This window comes from Paenibacillus sp. HWE-109 (genome assembly GCF_022163125.1).
In the GTDB taxonomy this organism is placed as follows: Bacteria; Bacillota; Bacilli; order Paenibacillales; family NBRC-103111; genus Paenibacillus_E.
Genome location: NZ_CP091881.1, coordinates 713,175 through 728,591 on the forward strand (window position 1 = coordinate 713,175; position 15,417 = coordinate 728,591).

Annotated in this window: 16 protein-coding genes and 3 pseudogenes; 12 read left to right on the forward strand and 7 right to left on the reverse strand. The window is 45.6% G+C overall.

The window, feature by feature from the left end; translation table 11 throughout:
- The first annotated feature begins 28 nt into the window (after nt 1-28).
- Genes LOZ80_RS03085 through LOZ80_RS03115 form a run of 7 tightly spaced genes read left to right on the forward strand, consistent with a single transcriptional unit; the run spans nt 29 to nt 8,100 of the window.
- Nucleotides 29-1,351, forward strand: coding sequence for an ABC transporter substrate-binding protein (locus LOZ80_RS03085; RefSeq protein ID WP_238170049.1), 1,323 nt, complete (start codon nt 29-31; stop codon nt 1,349-1,351).
- A 21-nt stretch (nt 1,352-1,372) separates the two neighbouring features.
- Entirely contained in the window at nt 1,373-2,266 is an 894-nt protein-coding gene (locus LOZ80_RS03090) for a carbohydrate ABC transporter permease (protein WP_238170050.1), read from the forward strand.
- The gene (locus LOZ80_RS03095) at nt 2,267-3,100 is read left to right on the forward strand and encodes a carbohydrate ABC transporter permease (RefSeq protein ID WP_238170051.1); all 834 of its coding nucleotides are present in this window, start codon (nt 2,267-2,269) and stop codon (nt 3,098-3,100) included.
- Between the two features lie 20 nt (nt 3,101-3,120).
- Complete coding sequence (locus LOZ80_RS03100) at nt 3,121-4,068, forward strand: zinc-dependent alcohol dehydrogenase (RefSeq protein WP_238170052.1); 948 nt, start codon at nt 3,121-3,123, stop codon at nt 4,066-4,068.
- A gap of 1 nt (nt 4,069) precedes the next feature.
- Complete coding sequence (locus LOZ80_RS03105; protein ID WP_238170053.1) at nt 4,070-5,092, forward strand: alcohol dehydrogenase catalytic domain-containing protein; 1,023 nt, start codon at nt 4,070-4,072, stop codon at nt 5,090-5,092.
- Entirely contained in the window at nt 5,070-5,798 is a 729-nt protein-coding gene (locus LOZ80_RS03110; protein ID WP_238170054.1) for a GDSL-type esterase/lipase family protein, read from the forward strand. Before LOZ80_RS03105 ends, LOZ80_RS03110 begins: the two co-directional genes overlap by 23 nt.
- Nucleotides 5,782-8,100: an alpha-L-rhamnosidase gene (locus tag LOZ80_RS03115; protein WP_238170055.1), complete on the forward strand. Its 2,319-nt coding sequence runs from the start codon at nt 5,782-5,784 to the stop codon at nt 8,098-8,100. Before LOZ80_RS03110 ends, LOZ80_RS03115 begins: the two co-directional genes overlap by 17 nt.
- Before the next feature lie 101 nt (nt 8,101-8,201).
- On the opposite strand, the gene LOZ80_RS03120 is transcribed toward LOZ80_RS03115, so the two are convergent.
- From LOZ80_RS03120 to LOZ80_RS39350, 5 genes and pseudogenes are all read right to left on the reverse strand, one after another.
- On the reverse strand, nt 8,202-8,570 hold the full coding sequence (locus tag LOZ80_RS03120) for a hypothetical protein (protein WP_238170056.1): 369 nt from the start codon (nt 8,568-8,570) through the stop codon (nt 8,202-8,204).
- 48 nt (nt 8,571-8,618) lie between these two features.
- Nucleotides 8,619-8,984 (reverse strand): GntR family transcriptional regulator, encoded by a 366-nt coding sequence (locus tag LOZ80_RS03125; RefSeq protein WP_238170057.1) that lies wholly within the window; start codon nt 8,982-8,984, stop codon nt 8,619-8,621.
- The gene (locus tag LOZ80_RS03130) at nt 8,981-9,637 is read right to left on the reverse strand and encodes an ABC-2 transporter permease (RefSeq protein ID WP_238170058.1); all 657 of its coding nucleotides are present in this window, start codon (nt 9,635-9,637) and stop codon (nt 8,981-8,983) included. Before LOZ80_RS03130 ends, LOZ80_RS03125 begins: the two co-directional genes overlap by 4 nt.
- A complete protein-coding gene (locus LOZ80_RS03135; protein WP_238170059.1) occupies nt 9,630-10,484 on the reverse strand; it encodes an ABC transporter ATP-binding protein in 855 nt (284 codons plus the stop codon). The genes LOZ80_RS03130 and LOZ80_RS03135 overlap by 8 nt, the downstream gene beginning before the upstream one ends.
- A 660-nt stretch (nt 10,485-11,144) precedes the next feature.
- Nucleotides 11,145-11,715 (reverse strand): annotated as a pseudogene (locus tag LOZ80_RS39350) (transposase); the annotation flags it as partial.
- Between the two features lie 58 nt (nt 11,716-11,773).
- On the opposite strand from LOZ80_RS39350, the pseudogene LOZ80_RS03145 reads away from it, so the two are divergent.
- The 5 genes and pseudogenes from LOZ80_RS03145 to LOZ80_RS03160 form a co-directional block, all read left to right on the forward strand.
- Nucleotides 11,774-12,111: pseudogene (locus LOZ80_RS03145) on the forward strand (IS110 family transposase); the annotation flags it as partial.
- Between the two features lie 307 nt (nt 12,112-12,418).
- Nucleotides 12,419-12,922, forward strand: a complete 504-nt coding sequence (locus tag LOZ80_RS39355) for a CBO0543 family protein (RefSeq protein WP_373291387.1) — start codon at nt 12,419-12,421, stop codon at nt 12,920-12,922.
- A gap of 109 nt (nt 12,923-13,031) precedes the next feature.
- Nucleotides 13,032-13,403, forward strand: coding sequence for a tyrosine-type recombinase/integrase (locus LOZ80_RS03150; protein WP_238170060.1), 372 nt, complete (start codon nt 13,032-13,034; stop codon nt 13,401-13,403).
- A gap of 46 nt (nt 13,404-13,449) precedes the next feature.
- The gene (locus LOZ80_RS03155; protein ID WP_238170061.1) at nt 13,450-13,578 is read left to right on the forward strand and encodes a tyrosine-type recombinase/integrase; all 129 of its coding nucleotides are present in this window, start codon (nt 13,450-13,452) and stop codon (nt 13,576-13,578) included.
- 76 nt (nt 13,579-13,654) lie between these two features.
- Nucleotides 13,655-13,912, forward strand: coding sequence for a muconolactone Delta-isomerase family protein (locus LOZ80_RS03160; protein ID WP_010503554.1), 258 nt, complete (start codon nt 13,655-13,657; stop codon nt 13,910-13,912).
- 476 nt (nt 13,913-14,388) lie between these two features.
- Here LOZ80_RS03160 and LOZ80_RS03165 read toward each other — a convergent pair.
- Both LOZ80_RS03165 and LOZ80_RS03170 read right to left on the reverse strand, forming a co-directional pair.
- Nucleotides 14,389-14,893: pseudogene (locus LOZ80_RS03165) on the reverse strand (DUF3626 domain-containing protein); the annotation flags it as partial.
- A gap of 55 nt (nt 14,894-14,948) precedes the next feature.
- The gene (locus LOZ80_RS03170) at nt 14,949-15,341 is read right to left on the reverse strand and encodes a DDE-type integrase/transposase/recombinase (RefSeq protein WP_443147006.1); all 393 of its coding nucleotides are present in this window, start codon (nt 15,339-15,341) and stop codon (nt 14,949-14,951) included.
- Between the last annotated feature and the right edge of the window lie 76 nt (nt 15,342-15,417).

A 15,417-nucleotide genomic window follows, 5' to 3' on the forward strand; every position in this document is an offset into this window, starting at 1 on the left:
AAATATAAACTAAATGGAGGTCTTATCTATGAAAAAGTCAATGCCTGTTTTACTTGCTTCTCTGTTCGCTCTAGCCACGCTGGCAAGCGGCTGCGGAGGGCAGAAGGAAGCAGCCGCGCCTGGAGCGACTGTCACGCCCAAAATTGAAGCATCTGTTAAACCTGCTGATCCGCCCAAAAAAGTGACGGAACTTAAAGTATCCGGTTTCAAATCCGGTTCGGAGCTGGGGGCGATTCCCGAAATTAATGACAAGTTCATGAAGGAGAACCCCGATATTAAAGTGACATACGAAGGCATGCCTGGCGGGCAATTTTCAGATTATATCAAAACGAGGCTTGCGGCCGGAGACGCGTCGGACGTCATCATGCTGCATCCGGGTTCAGAAGTTGTCAAGTATGCCAAAGCGGGTTATTTGAAAGATCTCAGTAGCGAGCCATGGATACAAACATTTACCAAATCAACGATTGTTGAAGCAAGTGCAGACTCCAAAGTTTATGGCATTCCGAATGATATGGTTTTGCTTGGCGTTTATTATAACAAAGCCATTTTTGAGAAATTGACGATTCAACCACCAAAGAACTGGGAAGAATTCCTTGCCGCATGCGAGAAAATCAAAGCCTCGGGCGTGAATCCGATCGCGATCGGCAATAACGACGGCTGGATGACGCTGGCTGCGCTGCTCGAGATGTCCGCTACGATGGTTTACGGCAAAGAGGCCGATTTCGACGCCAAATTGAACGCTGGACAGGTGAAATTTGCTGGAGTATGGGATGAAACCGTGCGTAATTGGTACAGCTTGGCTGATAAAGGATACGTGACGCCGAAGAGCACTGGTGTGAGCCTTGAGCAGGCGCAGCAAGATTTTGCCCAGGAAAAATCGGCGATGTACATCGATGGATCCTGGTCGGTTGGCGGCATTAAGAGCAAGAACCCGAATCTGAAATTCGGCATGTTCGCGATGCCGGCCAATAAAAAGGGAGAACCTCTCACTGTCTCCGCATCGACAGGAACCACTTGGGTCGTCAACGCGAAAACAGCAAATGCGGATGCCGCCAAACGATACATGGCTTATTGGGCCAAAGAAGAAACGTTGACGGCGTGGACAAAAAGTCAAGGCGCCTTTCTCACCTTGCAGGGTAAGAAAGGGGATGTCGATCCCGTCTTTGACCTGATTGCAGATACGCTTGCAGCAGGCAAAAGCCAACGATTTCCGGACTGGGACCAGAGTTCAGCTATTAACAACGAAATGATGAAATCCGCACAGGGCGTCTATTTGAAAGCGTTAACGCCTGAACAAATGCTGAAAAATATGGACGATGCGCTCGATAAAGCAGCTAAGAACCAAAAATAAAGAGAAGGTGGGATATGGAGAATGAGGAGCCTCAATTATCGGCATAAGCTCCACCTTGCCTTAGCTTGTTTTCTTGCACCGGCTGTACTCGTGTATGGTGTCCTCTTCCTCGGCCCTGTTCTGAGCAGCCTTTATTATAGTTTCACGAATTGGAATGGGATTAATCAAACGATGAGTTTTGTCGGTCTGCGAAATTATAGCGATTTGCTGTCGGACAAAGCTTTCTTGGCAGCGCTTCAAAACACGTTGAAGTTCGCAGTTCTGGTTGTGATTCTGCAAAATGCGATGGCCATCCCATTGGCCATCGTATTGGATGCGGGGATCCGCAGCCGCAACCTGCTGAGGGTTATTTTCTTCTCCCCAGCTGTGTTAAGTCCGCTAGTTGTAGGCTATACGTGGCTGTATATTTACGAGCCGAACCAAGGGGTTTTGAACACTCTTTTGCGGCAGTTCGGGCTTGACGCCTGGACGCAGAGCTGGCTTGGCGATCCACAGATTGCGCTGATCAGCATTGTTGGCATCGTCATTTGGCAATATACCGGCTATTCCATGGTAATTTACTTGGCCAATCTGCAAACGATTCCGAAGGACCTGTATGAGTCGGCCGGTATGGATGGAGCGGGGAAACGACATCAATTCTGGCATATTACGTTTCCACTCTTGGCACCGGCGATGACGATAAATATCGTTTTGTCGACAATTGGAACTTTAAAAGCGTTTGATATTGTATATGTGACGACAAAAGGAGGTCCATACCATGCGACGGAGACAATGTCGACGCTGATGTTCAGCACCGCATTCGGCAGCGACAGCTTCGGTTATGGCACAGCGATCGGGGTCGTCATCTTCGCGATTATTATGGGGATATCCTTGTTGCAATTGGCTATACTGCGCCGGCGGGAGGTGGCGTTCTAAATGGCACAACGAAAACGTTCTTTGCTCATGTACGGGGTGGAAGTCGTCACTGCTGTCATCGCGCTGATTTTTGCTTATCCCATTTACTTCATTTTCGCTACGACCTTCAAGTCCGACGAAGAGATGGCGAGCGCCCCGCTAAGTTTTCCAACACAACTGAATCCTCATAACTACATCCAGGTGTGGAACAAAATGCATTTTCCAACGGTATTCGCCAACACGCTGTTAATTACCGCCTGTTCCATTGCCCTATTGATCATTCTGGGTGCTTCGGCGGCCTATCCGCTTGCCAGAAGAACGGAAAAAGTTTATTTCTTCTTTTATATGCTTTTCATTTGCGGCATCATGCTTCCATTCCAATCGGCTATGGTACCGCTGTATAAGCTTGTTTCTCTCTTGCATCTGGTGAATACCTATCACGGCGCCATCTTGATTTATATCGCTTTGAATTTGCCTTTTACCGTGTTTTTGTACACCGGATTTTTGAAGTCTACCCCGAGGGAACTGGAAGAAGCGGCCATGATTGACGGCTGCTCGATATTCCGTTCGTTCTGGACGACAATATTTCCGCTGATGAAGCCTGTCACCGCAACGGTTGCGGTGCTGACTTCCCTTAGCGTCTGGAACGATTTCATCGTTCCGCTCTTGTTTTTGAATGAACAACATCATCGAACAATTACGATTGAATTGTATACGTTCGTCGGAGAACACATCACCAACTGGTCGCTGCTGTTTCCGGGACTCGCGCTGTCGGTTACGCCGCTGCTTATCTTCTTTTTGATGCTGCAAAAGTTCATGATTAAAGGAGTAGCCGCCGGCTCAATTAAGGGATAAAAGGGAGAGGATCTTGCAAAATGAAAGCACTGCAAATTACGAGAGCCGGGCAATACCGGATTATTGAACAGGCTATACCTGAAGTGAAAAACAACGAAATTCTGGTTAAAATCGAAATCGTATCGACGTGTCCTCGCTGGGATATCAATATGATGGCTGGCAAGGACATGTTTGATTACTCGCGGTCTCCGGAATATCCGCTGCCGCCTGGTTTTCCCGGACATGAGACGGCTGGTTTCGTACATGCGATAGGCAGCGATGTTAGCGGCTTTGCGGTCGGCGACCGCGTTGCTGCCTTAGAGCATATTCCTCACACCGGGTCCTACATGGAGTATATGTGCTACAAGGAACACGAACTGCTTCGGTTGCCCGATCAGGTTACCTTTGAGCAAGCGGTATCGTTCGAGCTGGTGAAGTGCGTCATGATCGGCATGTCGCAATTTGCAGATATGCGCGGCAAACGTGTGGTTATCTCCGGGTTGGGACCTGCCGGCATTCTGGCGATGCAGCTCGCGGCCATCTGGGGCGCGTCCGAAGTGGTTGGCCTGGATGTCAATGAGAAGCGTATCGAATATGTCCGCCAGCTAAAGATTGGTGAAGTCCAACACGTCGATAAACTGGGCGACCGGCGCTTCGACTATGGATATGATTGTGTCGGTCTAGCTCAGTCGGTGAACAACCTTCTTCGCCAAGTCGACGAGCATGTCGTTATTTTCGGTGTACTGCGTGGTACGGTACAGTTCGAGGAGCGATTATGGCTGAAAGGAATGAGGCTGGAGGCTTACCAATACCGTCCCTTTACAGCCCGGGACAGGGAGTTGCTCATTGACGCTGTAGCTCACAAAGGCTTGAATACGGCATGCATTCAAACGCATTGTCTTCCTTTGAGCCAGTATGATCAAGCCATTCATCTGCTTAACAATCAAGAGGCGATCAAAGTTTACTTTTACCCAGGGAAGGAGTGGTAGCTTGAAGGGATACGCTGTCGTATTCAAAGAGCGCTGGAAGGTTTCGTTTGAGGAAGTTCAGATACCAGAGCCTGGCGATGATGACGTCGTGATCGATGTAGAATATTCATGGATCAGCAACGGGACGGAGTCTTCTTTTTTGCGTGGAGAGCGGCTTGGCGGAGATACCCCCTATCAGGAAGGGGAAGCGGAGCCTTTCCCGATTGTAGCTGGGTATCAGAAGACTGGGGTCGTTACGCAGATCGGCGCCAAAGTAGCGGGGGTGCGGGTAGGCGACCGTGTGTTTGCGACCATTAGCCGCGTTGAGGATATGTTTGATCCCTATGGAGGCCATGTTAGTCCTGCCGTAACGAAGGCGAATCAGGTATGGCTGCTGCCCGAAGGGGAACAGGCTGAGGCTTATGCAGGACTTGTGCTCGCACAGGTTGGTTATAACTGCGGTATGCGTCCTCCTGTAGTTCCAGGAGACATCGCTGTCGTGATCGGCGATGGTCTGGTCGGCAACTGGACGGCTCAAACGCTGATGCACCGGGGTGCTCAGGTTATTGTTCTAGGCCGACATCAAGACCGGTTGAAGCACATGCCGCCCGGCTGTCATTGTCTGCAAGTACAGTCGGCTGAGTCGGCAAATGGCCAGATTCCGCCATATGTTGCCATTGTGGTTGATACAGTTGGAGATATGAATACGTTTCTTCAGTTGCTGCCGCTGATGAAGCCTAATGGGCATATGGTTTCGGCTGGTTTTTACGGTCGTTCGGGACACATCGATATCCAACTGCTGCGTCATCGGGAAATCACCTTGCACGCGCCGGCGGGATGGACTACACCACGTATGCGCGAAACACTGGATGCCATACATCAGGGGTGGTTCCAAACAAGGGAGCTTATTACCCATCGTTTCCCTGCGGATCGGGCTTCAGACGCATGGAACCTTATCCTTGGTAAAAAGGAGCCTTTTCTTGGCATCGTTCTGGATTGGAAGAAACGGGAGGGAGATGGATTTGAAACCATTCGCCAGATTTAGAAGCAGATTGAAAGCAAAAAGGGACGATATGGGCGAACGAGCCGTTGTTTATGTCGCCCTAGGAGACAGTGTGACGCAAGGCATCATGGAAGCGGGGGCGTTTGAATATGAATCGGTGTATCACAACCTTGTGAAGAAGCGGATTGAGCACCGCTACCCTGGCACTGTCATCAACGTCATCAACTCGGGTGTAGGCGGAGATACGGCACATGAATCGCGAAAGCGCTGGGAAAGAGATGTGCTGCTGTACCAGCCTGATCTGGTCACGATCAAATTTGGACTTAATGATATGCATCAAGGCATGGAGGGGCTTGGCCGATATATAGATTCCATTCAAGATCTAGTGGATTGTATTCGCAAGGAAACCAATGCGGAGGTACTGCTGATGACGCCAAGTATGGCGATGAAACACGATAACCGCTATATTCCCGATGGCTATAAGGTCTATGTGGCGGATTTCCTGAAAGCTGCCCATGAGGGTGTCTTGGAAGCTTATGCCAGATCGCTGCGGGTGTTCGCAGAAACGAATCAAATCCCGTTTCTGGATGTGTATGCGATGTGGGAGCAGATGGAACGGGAAGGCATTGACATCCACGAGCGATTAACGAATGGATTGAACCATCCGGATCGAAAGTTCCACGCAGAACTCGCCGACGCAATCGAGACTTTATTATTCCAGGATGAAGCAGGTGATCAAACTGAGTAGACCTGAATGGGAGAATATACTTGCTGCAAGCAGAGCACAGTGGATATGGGATTCCAAGCGCATACGAACGAACAGTTTTGCTTATCTGCGCAAGGAAGTGGAGCTCGATGGAGAAGTGATCGAAGCGCGCGCCTGCGTATCGGCGCACCATTATTTTCACTTTTTTGTTAATGGGGTTAAGGTTGGGGGCTATGGTTCTCCCGTTCCATCCGATCCGTGGAAGTCGAAATACGTTCTCGAGTATGACTTGCGCGAATTGCTTCGCCGAGGAAGCAATTGTTTGGCTTCGGTCGCTCATTATTTGGGCGGCAGCGGGCAAAATTACGTTAACGGGCTGCCTGGGTTTTATCTGCATTTGCATGTGCTCTATGCGGATGGCCGCAGGTTGGAAGTCATTACCGACGAAACATGGCAGGCGCTGCGAATCATACCGCACCGTGAAGGGACACGGTATCAGCAGCAGCGGCGCATTTCCGCTATCGAGCGATATGACGCCAGGAACTGGGAAGCGGGGTGGATGCATCCTGGCTATCCGTCTGATCAATGCGTTCAAGTTGTTAGATCCAAGGCCGATACCGCCGGATGGCAGCTTAAGCTGCAGCGTGTGCCGGAAGGGGCCGTCGAAGAAATCATCGTGCCAACTGCCGTAGGCCTACAGAAGAACGGTCTGCAAGTGTTCGATACAGGGAAAATCGTCTCAGGCTGGCCGACGATCCATCTTCCGGGAATCGCAGGCACGAAAGTTCGTTTCCGCTACTCCGAAAATCTGGATAACCGAGGTAGAGTCGGTCGGAACGTTTGCAACGAAACTTCAGATCATTACTACGATGAATATACGATGCGGGGAGACACCTATGAGGGATGGTCTCCCTGCTTTTCATACAAAGCTTTCCGGTACGTGGAAGTGACAGGCTACCCTGATTTAATAACGCAAGAGCAAATTGCAATTTGCAGCGCACATACAGATCTCAGCAGCGAAGGAGCTTTCCGAACTTCCAGCGAGTTAATCAACCAAATATACGACGCCTGCATGCAAACGCAAAAAAACAACATGCTTGGTCAACTCGTCGATTGCCCTCATCGGGAACAGGCCCAGTATCTCGCTGACACCGACCTGCAGGCGGAGACGCTGCTTTATAATTTCCAAGCTCGTTCTCTAATAGAGAAGACGCTCTCGGACTTTGCCGATGCGCAGGAAGATGATGGGACGTTTCCCTTTGTGTTTCCTGCAAATGTCAGAAACACGGAATTTGCGTTGAAAATACCGGAGTGGGACTTGCATTACTGCAGTCTACTGTGGAAACTATTCGACTATTATGGAGACCGGGCGATTCTGGCTCAATACTTGCCGTTTGCTATGAAGATGCTGCGGCATTATGCGGCGGCAATCGATGAAACCGGGTTGATACCAAAAGGAGAAGGCTGGCATATCAGCGATTGGCCTTACCCGGTGATCGACGAATCCGGTCCGTATCTGACCGTGCAAAATCTCAAGTTTTACCACATGCTTATGCTTGCCGAGAAGATGTCGTTAATTATGGGGCAGACGGATCAAGTCGATTGGTCAATAGAGCAAGCTGGAATTGTAAAAGCGGGGATTATGAAGCATTTATTTGATTCCGATCGCAGCTGCTTCAGGGACAGCTATGGTTCCGATCAGAGCAGTCAAGGTACGAATGTACTTGCTATCGAATACGGGATTGTGCCCAGTTCAGACAGAAATGCATTGCTGCAACAAGTTACGTCTGGTGAGTGGACATGCAAAACAGTTCTTACGCTCAATCTTATGCGCATTATGTTTGAGAATGGAGCAGGGCAAGCTGCATATCAAATGATAGATACCGATAGGTTTCCAAGTTGGGGGTATATGGTAGCCCAAGGGTACCGCACAGTGTGGGAAGGGATGGAGGATAAAGAGTCCCATTGCCACGCTTGGCATGCCTATCCGGCTCGATTGCTTGCCGAGTATGTCGTCGGCATACGTTCGGAAGCCCCCGGGTTCCGGCATATTGGCATTCGCCCCTTCGTGCCCGGGAATCTTTCATTTGCAGAGGCAGGTGTTATAACACCGCACGGAAAGGTTCATGTCGGCTGGCGAAAAACGAATACGGGATTGCTGCTCGAGTGCCGCATACCTGCTGGTTGTTTGGCGACAGTCATGCTTCCTATTGTGAAAGGCAGTCCTGTTGAGGTTCTTGAGGACAAAAACAACACGGTTCTTGCACTTGGCATTATTGAAGACACAGTACGATTCCGAACAGGTCAAGGCCATGCCGTTTTTCTTGTTCATGGATTCCGATAGTCCGAAATGGAAATATTTTTGGCTGCTGAAGGAACAGCAGCCAATTTTCGGAAATTAAAGGCCGATAATCCAGGCTCCCATCACCAAAGCTTTCCGTTCTATCACCGGAGGTGAGAGTAATAAGAACGTCCGAGTAGAAGGCCTCCAATGGCTAAAACAATCGACAGGTAAATGCCGCTCTCACTCGTAGCTATATACGAAGGAATCGATATGTTTATTGTGACTTTCAGAGCAACAAACACGATGAGTGTTCCAACTATCCAGAGTTTCATCTTGCCCGATCCGATTTGCCCTCGTTTATTGAGAAATATAACCCGTGCTTGAACCATCCCAGCTATGATACCTAATACAGTTCCTAACAGTAACAAAATCCACTCTTTCGTTCCGATGGCATTCATCGTAAACGCCCACACGACTCCTACACTAATCAGCAACGCTCCGATGAGAAATATTCTACTTAAAGCTTTCATGACTATTCAACTCCTTTATGAATGAAAAAGCACACCTTTGAGAAGCTGTTAATAAATCTTTTTCAACAGTTCAATAACTTCATCTAGGGTGAGGCCAAATGATTTGTAGTATGAAGTGTCGCTAACCATTTGCTTCAAGATCATTTCGTTGCGTATTTGCAGCATTTCATCGGATGTGAATTCGGCAACAAAACACCCTTTGCCCGTTACGGTATTGATCAAGCTGCATCGCTCGAGTTCTTCCCAAGCTTTCTTTACAGTGATGACACTAATACGAAGTTCCTGGGCGGCTTGTCGAATGGGCGGTAGACAATAGCCGCTTTCCAACTCACCTTTCAGAATTTGGGCACTGATTTGTTCGAACAACTGCTGATAAATTGGTTTTTCAGATGCGTTCGCAATCGCTACGTTCATAAGATTTCCACTTTGAGAAACCTTTTGACCGCCATTCGATAGCCGATCAGAGTGAATGCTAGGAAAATCACGATTCCTGCGATCAGAATGGTTATTTGAATCGCCGTATTGTCAGCCCCAGTACCGTTGAAAATGTCGGACACAAACGAACTCTGGATTCCGACCCACTGCGCAATTCCGGCAAAAAGCATAGCAGCCCCGACGGAAGCTGAAATCGCCCCGCCCGTTTTATACGCGGTCTTGTAATACATGGGGAAAAAGATCATGTTGAAGATCGCAAACATAACAAAACAGAGTCCCCAGAATCCCATATGTGGCGCGAAGAAATAATAGATCGTATGCGGGAATATACGAATATTTATCATACCGTAGATCATGGCAACGACAAGATACAATAACTCCAGAATGACAATCACGGACACTCTTGCTTTCACGATGTCCTGTTTGGTTACGGGCAGCATCGTCGTAAATGTCAAATCGTTCTGGGATTTAAATACGGCAAACATATTCGGGATCGTAATCCAGCAGAAATACAGAAGGACAATAAAATAAAGCCAGCCGGGAACAAGCATCAATGCTCCCATTAAAAAAGGCATGATTAAAATCGAAGGATGTACACCCAATTTAAAATCTTTCATCACCAAGTTATACATACAGCTCCTCCTTCTTCGCAAAATAAATCATAATTTCCTCGAGACTCGGTGTGGTTACTTTCAAACCGGAAGTGGGATCGAAGTCGCTGGCAAGGATCAATCCCGTAAAACCGAAGGAATTTACCTTGTAGGAGATCAGCCGATCTTTCACCTGATTTAATTGGCTTTCCTCCCCATTCAGCAAGCGATAGGACTCAATAAATTGTTCCTTCTCGGAACTTTGAATGATATGACCGTTATCGATGAAGGTTATGAAATCCGCGCATTTCTCCAAATCGGAGGTAATGTGAGTGGAGAAAAGAATGCTGATCTCGCCATCTGCAACGAGATCTTGAAAAATTTCTAACAGATCGTCTCGCGCGACCGGATCGAGCCCGCTTGTCGGTTCGTCGAGGATGAGGAGCTTTGCACCATAGGATAAAGCAATAGCCAAACTGTACTTGACTTTCATTCCCGTCGACAATTCGGCGATTTTTTTGTTCTCGTCCAATTTGAATCTTCTTAGATAGTTGAAATAGGTCTCATCGTCCCATTGCTTATAGAACTTCTTAATCACTTCGGTCAACGTTTTGATTTTGCTTCGAGTATAAAAATCGATGCCGCCGAATACCCATCCGATCTCCTGTTTCAATTCGATCTCGTGTTCAGCCATGTTCTTTCCTAGAATACGAACCTCACCGCTATCAATATGAATCATATTCAAGATCGATTTGATGGCGGTTGTTTTTCCCGCGCCATTGGCGCCGATAAATCCCATAATGTAACCTTTCTCCAGTTGGAACGATACATCTTTTAACTGAAACTTTGGGTATCTCTTGTTCAGATTTCGAATGTCTAAAGCCAGCATGAAATGCCTCCTCGTTATATTGTGCATGTCGTGTATATACAATATAACGCAGGGGATTTGTTAAGTCAATGATCAAATATTTTTGCCATAGGCACCCATTGTTTTCAATACAACACAATTCAAATTGTGTTGTGTTAGACATAGGCAAATGCAAAAGTGGGAACATAACTGTTCGCAACAAAGCTTGAGAAATCAAGCTTTGTTGTTTTTTTATCCCGACTTTTGTGTCGTGAGAAAATGCACAAATTTAGGGACATTGTGCTAAACGACTCGAATTCATAGACATTATCTCATTGAAAGGTAAAAGGCGTGTTCGAAGAGTAAACGACAGCAGATGCCTATAAGCCGCACGTGAAATTTGAGGCGTTCAGAATCAATTCGAGCGCTCTTTGTTAACTCCCTCGATATGATTTAATTACCTCACGTAAGCTCGTGTATTCGCAGGATTTCATTCCTATTGGGTTCGATAGAAAAATGAAGAGAGTCAGGATTTGTTATGTGGACCCGTTAGAAGGCGTGTGGGAATAGAGGAGGGGTATCCTCACCTGATTATTTCCATATACTGCAAGTATTCTCCACATGGCCCTTAGCGATTTTCGCTCCCATGTCGTGGCGAGCCTAAGCCCTCTCATTCCTTCGTCACATCTATCTAAGGGGTTTATGTTGATGCAAAGCCTTGAGTTCTTTGTTAGTCATAACCATACACATCGTTATTAGGTAGAGGAAGTGTCGCAGGCGTGGTCGTCCTCGTTTACTGAGGGTCATCTGGCCCTTCCATTTCCCAGAGCTTGCCTCGGTCAGATTAAGGCCTGCGTGACGCAGAAGTGTGTTTCCGTAGAGATAACCACTGAGAGCACCTGACTCCCCTGAAACACCCGCTAAAGCAATTGCACTTATGCTAAATGGCAAGGATTTTGCTTGCATAGGGGATTCGTTCAAGTACGGCTTTGGCCTCAGTTTCGATTCTCTGCAGCTGTGTGTTTGCTAAGTCATACTCCTCAAGAAGATGCTCAAGATGGAGTTTGTAAGCATATGTTGCCTGGGTAGACCCAACGCTCTTTTTGGCAAGATCGATGAGCAACTTAGCTCTACGGACACCAGAGTGTCGTTTCATGGACTTTTTCCATCCCGCAATCACATCGTTAGTTTCTAGTCTAGATAGATCGGCGGGGAGAGGGAACAACCTAAGAGTCTCCAATGCACCTTTGCAAGTTAAGATTTTAAAGACTTGTCATTTCGCGGTTTTCTTTATTTTTTTGACTAAGTGAGGATTTACGAGTACAGCCTTAATTATCGGAGTCGACATCGCAAAATTTAGACATGTGGCGAGAGCCCAAGACTTCCGCGGAGTCGAGTTCGGGAAGCTACTTACGTTTGAAAACAATCGAGAAGGCTTTGAATTATTTGTGAGTTGGTTTAGGAAGATTGCGAATGAGCAAGGGTTCAAGGACGTCATAGTTGGTATGGAACCAACGGGTCACTACTGGCTAAACCTAGCCCATTTTCTTAAAGATGAGCAAGTAAAATACGGCGTAGTGAACCCACTACACGTAAAGAAAAGTAAAGAATTAGATGACAATTCCCCAACAAAGAATGACATTAGGACGCAAAAGTTATCGCACAGTTAAGAGAAGCTGCAAAGCGCGGGCTTGGTCTAGGTCTAGGTCGAATACAGAATCTGAAGGCAGCAGCCGGCTGTTCTGTTGGCATCAGGCAAGGTTCTGAGTTGGCTAAAATGGAGCTAAAGTTGTTGCTGACACAGTACGAATGGCTTAAGAACAAGCTTGAGGAATTATAGCTTAAAGTTATAGAGCATTTCTTTGTAATGAGAAATGTCTTTTTATCTTTTTTTTACAATAAATAATTATGGAAATGTGAGTAAATAGTATTAGAACTATCTATCTAGAAGGTGTTAATACTGAATGTTTATCATTATGTTGTGTTTATTATATTTTATTGCGTGTTGGCGTTGGGGTGATTGGCGGAACTGGGCGAAATATCAATCATCCATATTATATTTGATTACATTTGATTTAGTTTATAATTTTCTTACATATAATTACTCTCTGTGGGAATACGAACCTAATACAACACTTCTGCCAAATCATACGATAATCAGTCTTATAGTAATGTTTATTATATACCCATGCGTAATGCTCGTGTATTTAGGGCGATATCCAACTAAACGAATTAAACAGTATCTATGGGTTACCTTCTGGGTATTCTTATGGTCATTCTTGGAGTGGGTGGCTCAAAGAATTGGGGAGTTTTCACACCATCATGGATGGAATATTTGGTGGAGTGCATTGTTTAATATCGCACTCTATTCTATGGTTCGACTCCATTACAAAAAGCCATTATTGGCATATGGGTTGTCTGTCATTGCAACAGTAGGTTTAATAATACTTTTTAAAGTACCAATCAGCAAAATGAAGTGACCTTTGTTTTTAGATATTGTTATTTGTATTTATACGCTCCCTTTTTCGCTTTGCATTTGAAGAAGGTCATATGACAAGGAATCCTTCTCTCAAGCTGAGAGAGCCTAAGATGGACAAACGTATTCCGAAATTCCTAGTTGAGGAGGATGTTATTCATCTTAAGATTACCTGTCATTCTCATCGGGAACATGCTCTGTTGGAGTTTCTGTACTGCACAGGCTGCCGCGTTGGAGATGTTCAGAAAATAAACATTGAAGATGTTAATTGGGAGAACTGTTCAGCAATTGTGAATGGTAAGGGTTCTAAACAAAGAGAGGTGTATTTTACTACCGAGTGTAAGGTTTGGTTAAAAAGATATTTAGAGAGCCGTGGGGATACTTGTAAAGCATTGTTTGTTACCGAAACGAATCCGACCCCGACGATTGACGATTCCAACAATACGTTGGTCATTAAAAAAGCTGTCAAAACGCGGGGGAATTAATGCTAATGTATATCCTCATCGATTCCGTCACACATAAGCCTGTCAATTGCTAGATAACGGTGTACCGTTAGAATTTATTCAGGGCATACTTGGGCATGAAAAAGCATCTACTACACAGATTTATGCTCAGCTGCGCGGTGAGCGTAATGAATGCCTCCACATAGGTAGAGCCTGAATTTGACTTCTGTAATTTAATCTTATACAGTTTGTATGTACAAACAATATAATTGCGTTTAGGAGGCAAACAAACTATGCGTTTTATCGTTTATTTGAAAATTGACCCTGCTACTCCGAAGGAAGAAATAGCGAAGCTGTTGCCGGCGGAGCGAGCGCGAGTTGCTGAACTTAAGGAACAAGGAATACTCGAAACGTTATATTTGTCCCATACGATGATGGATATTTGGGGTATTTTTGCCGGTGACAGCCTGGAGGTTGTTCAAAGCGCTGTACAGTCATTACCGTTTTACAAATTTATGACGGCTGAGTACACACAACTATTTGAAGGCTAAATCGATCCTGGACTTTTGACGGTGAATATATGAGCAAGCTTCCATTCGGGCTTTCCATCATTTGGAGCGAAAGGGGCTGCTTTTGCTTTAGGCGAAGGTCCTTCGCCTAAGAAGCGTTTGATCAGGTCGAAAATATCTATATAAGTTGAACTAATCTTGTGGCAGTTTGCCGCGGCAAACTGCTCCTTCTGTCGTAAATCTAACGGAGTTTATAGGTGGTCCCGATTGAACTAACGGGTACCTATAGTTCAATAACAACTTGTAAAAGGCAACCAGCCCCAGGTGGATTGGTTGCTTTTTCTTAAGTAAATGCTCGATGTAATAAGGAAAAAGGCTGATGAATGTATTAATGAAATAGATGGAATTTCAATTGATAGTTTTAATTCGTGCAGAGATAAAAAAGTTGAATATTCACTGTCATTTAAAGAATCTATGGCATCAGCCTCAATCTTATCAGATTTCACATATGACTTTGTTCACTTTTCCATTGGCTTTCCATATCTCACTAAAACATGCCAGAGTAATTTTAATTCTTGCAGAACTTCTTTGTAGGTTCCTCTATCGCTCCAATTACTTGGATTTCGTTTCAAGTCCATAGCTGCGGAGCCAATCATATTTACATCAATAAAATCACTTTGCGCAATTCTTTTGGCTAGTGAAGGCATCGAAGGACCTCTAAAATTCATAGGAACCTCATCAACCAAAAGTGTAAATCCCATGTGCCAGTAAAGATCGACTGAATACTTTAAACATATATGTTCTAAGATTCGTCCTGCCCTTAAATGATGGATCGGCAACAAGCATCTTTACGTCTTCTTCAAGAGAAATATCACCATGAACCTGCGCTTCGATATAGTGGTTAAGATTTCTTTCACCGATGGCAAAATCACTATAGAACGCATCCCTCATGAGAGCAGCCAAAATGAGGTCAAATTCCTCATACGTCCCCTTTTCCTTGGGGTCTTGGTGAGAATCCAAATAAGGGTTCTGGTGCAACAAATAAAACTGATCAAAAATATCCGCGATTTTAGTTTGCTTATGCTGTCAATCCAAACAATTTATTGATAAATTCAACTGCAGTGAGGGCAGACGAATGATTGTATTCGACCTGCCCTTTCCTTATCAAATGCATGACTTCGATTCCCGCGATTGTGTGTTCTGCAGTTACAAAAGACTTGAAACCCAGCATTGGTTTTATGACTTTCTTTATGAATCGATGATCTTGTTCAATAATATTGTTAAGATATTTCTGTTGTCGTAGTAGTGTTTCTTGTTTCATTACCTTATCGTCCTTCAATTGCTGAACCGCGGTAGGATAAGCAGGATTTTTATCTACGGTAATCACGCGCGGCGATTGATTATGTGGTGAAGTTAGCGCTTTCTTGAAAAATCGCTTGGCCGCGGAAGCATCTCGATTTTCAGACAGCATAAATTATTTGAAGTAAATATATCAATAATTGACGTATGCGGAAAGATAGTAAATTGAAGATATGTTTTGTCAAATC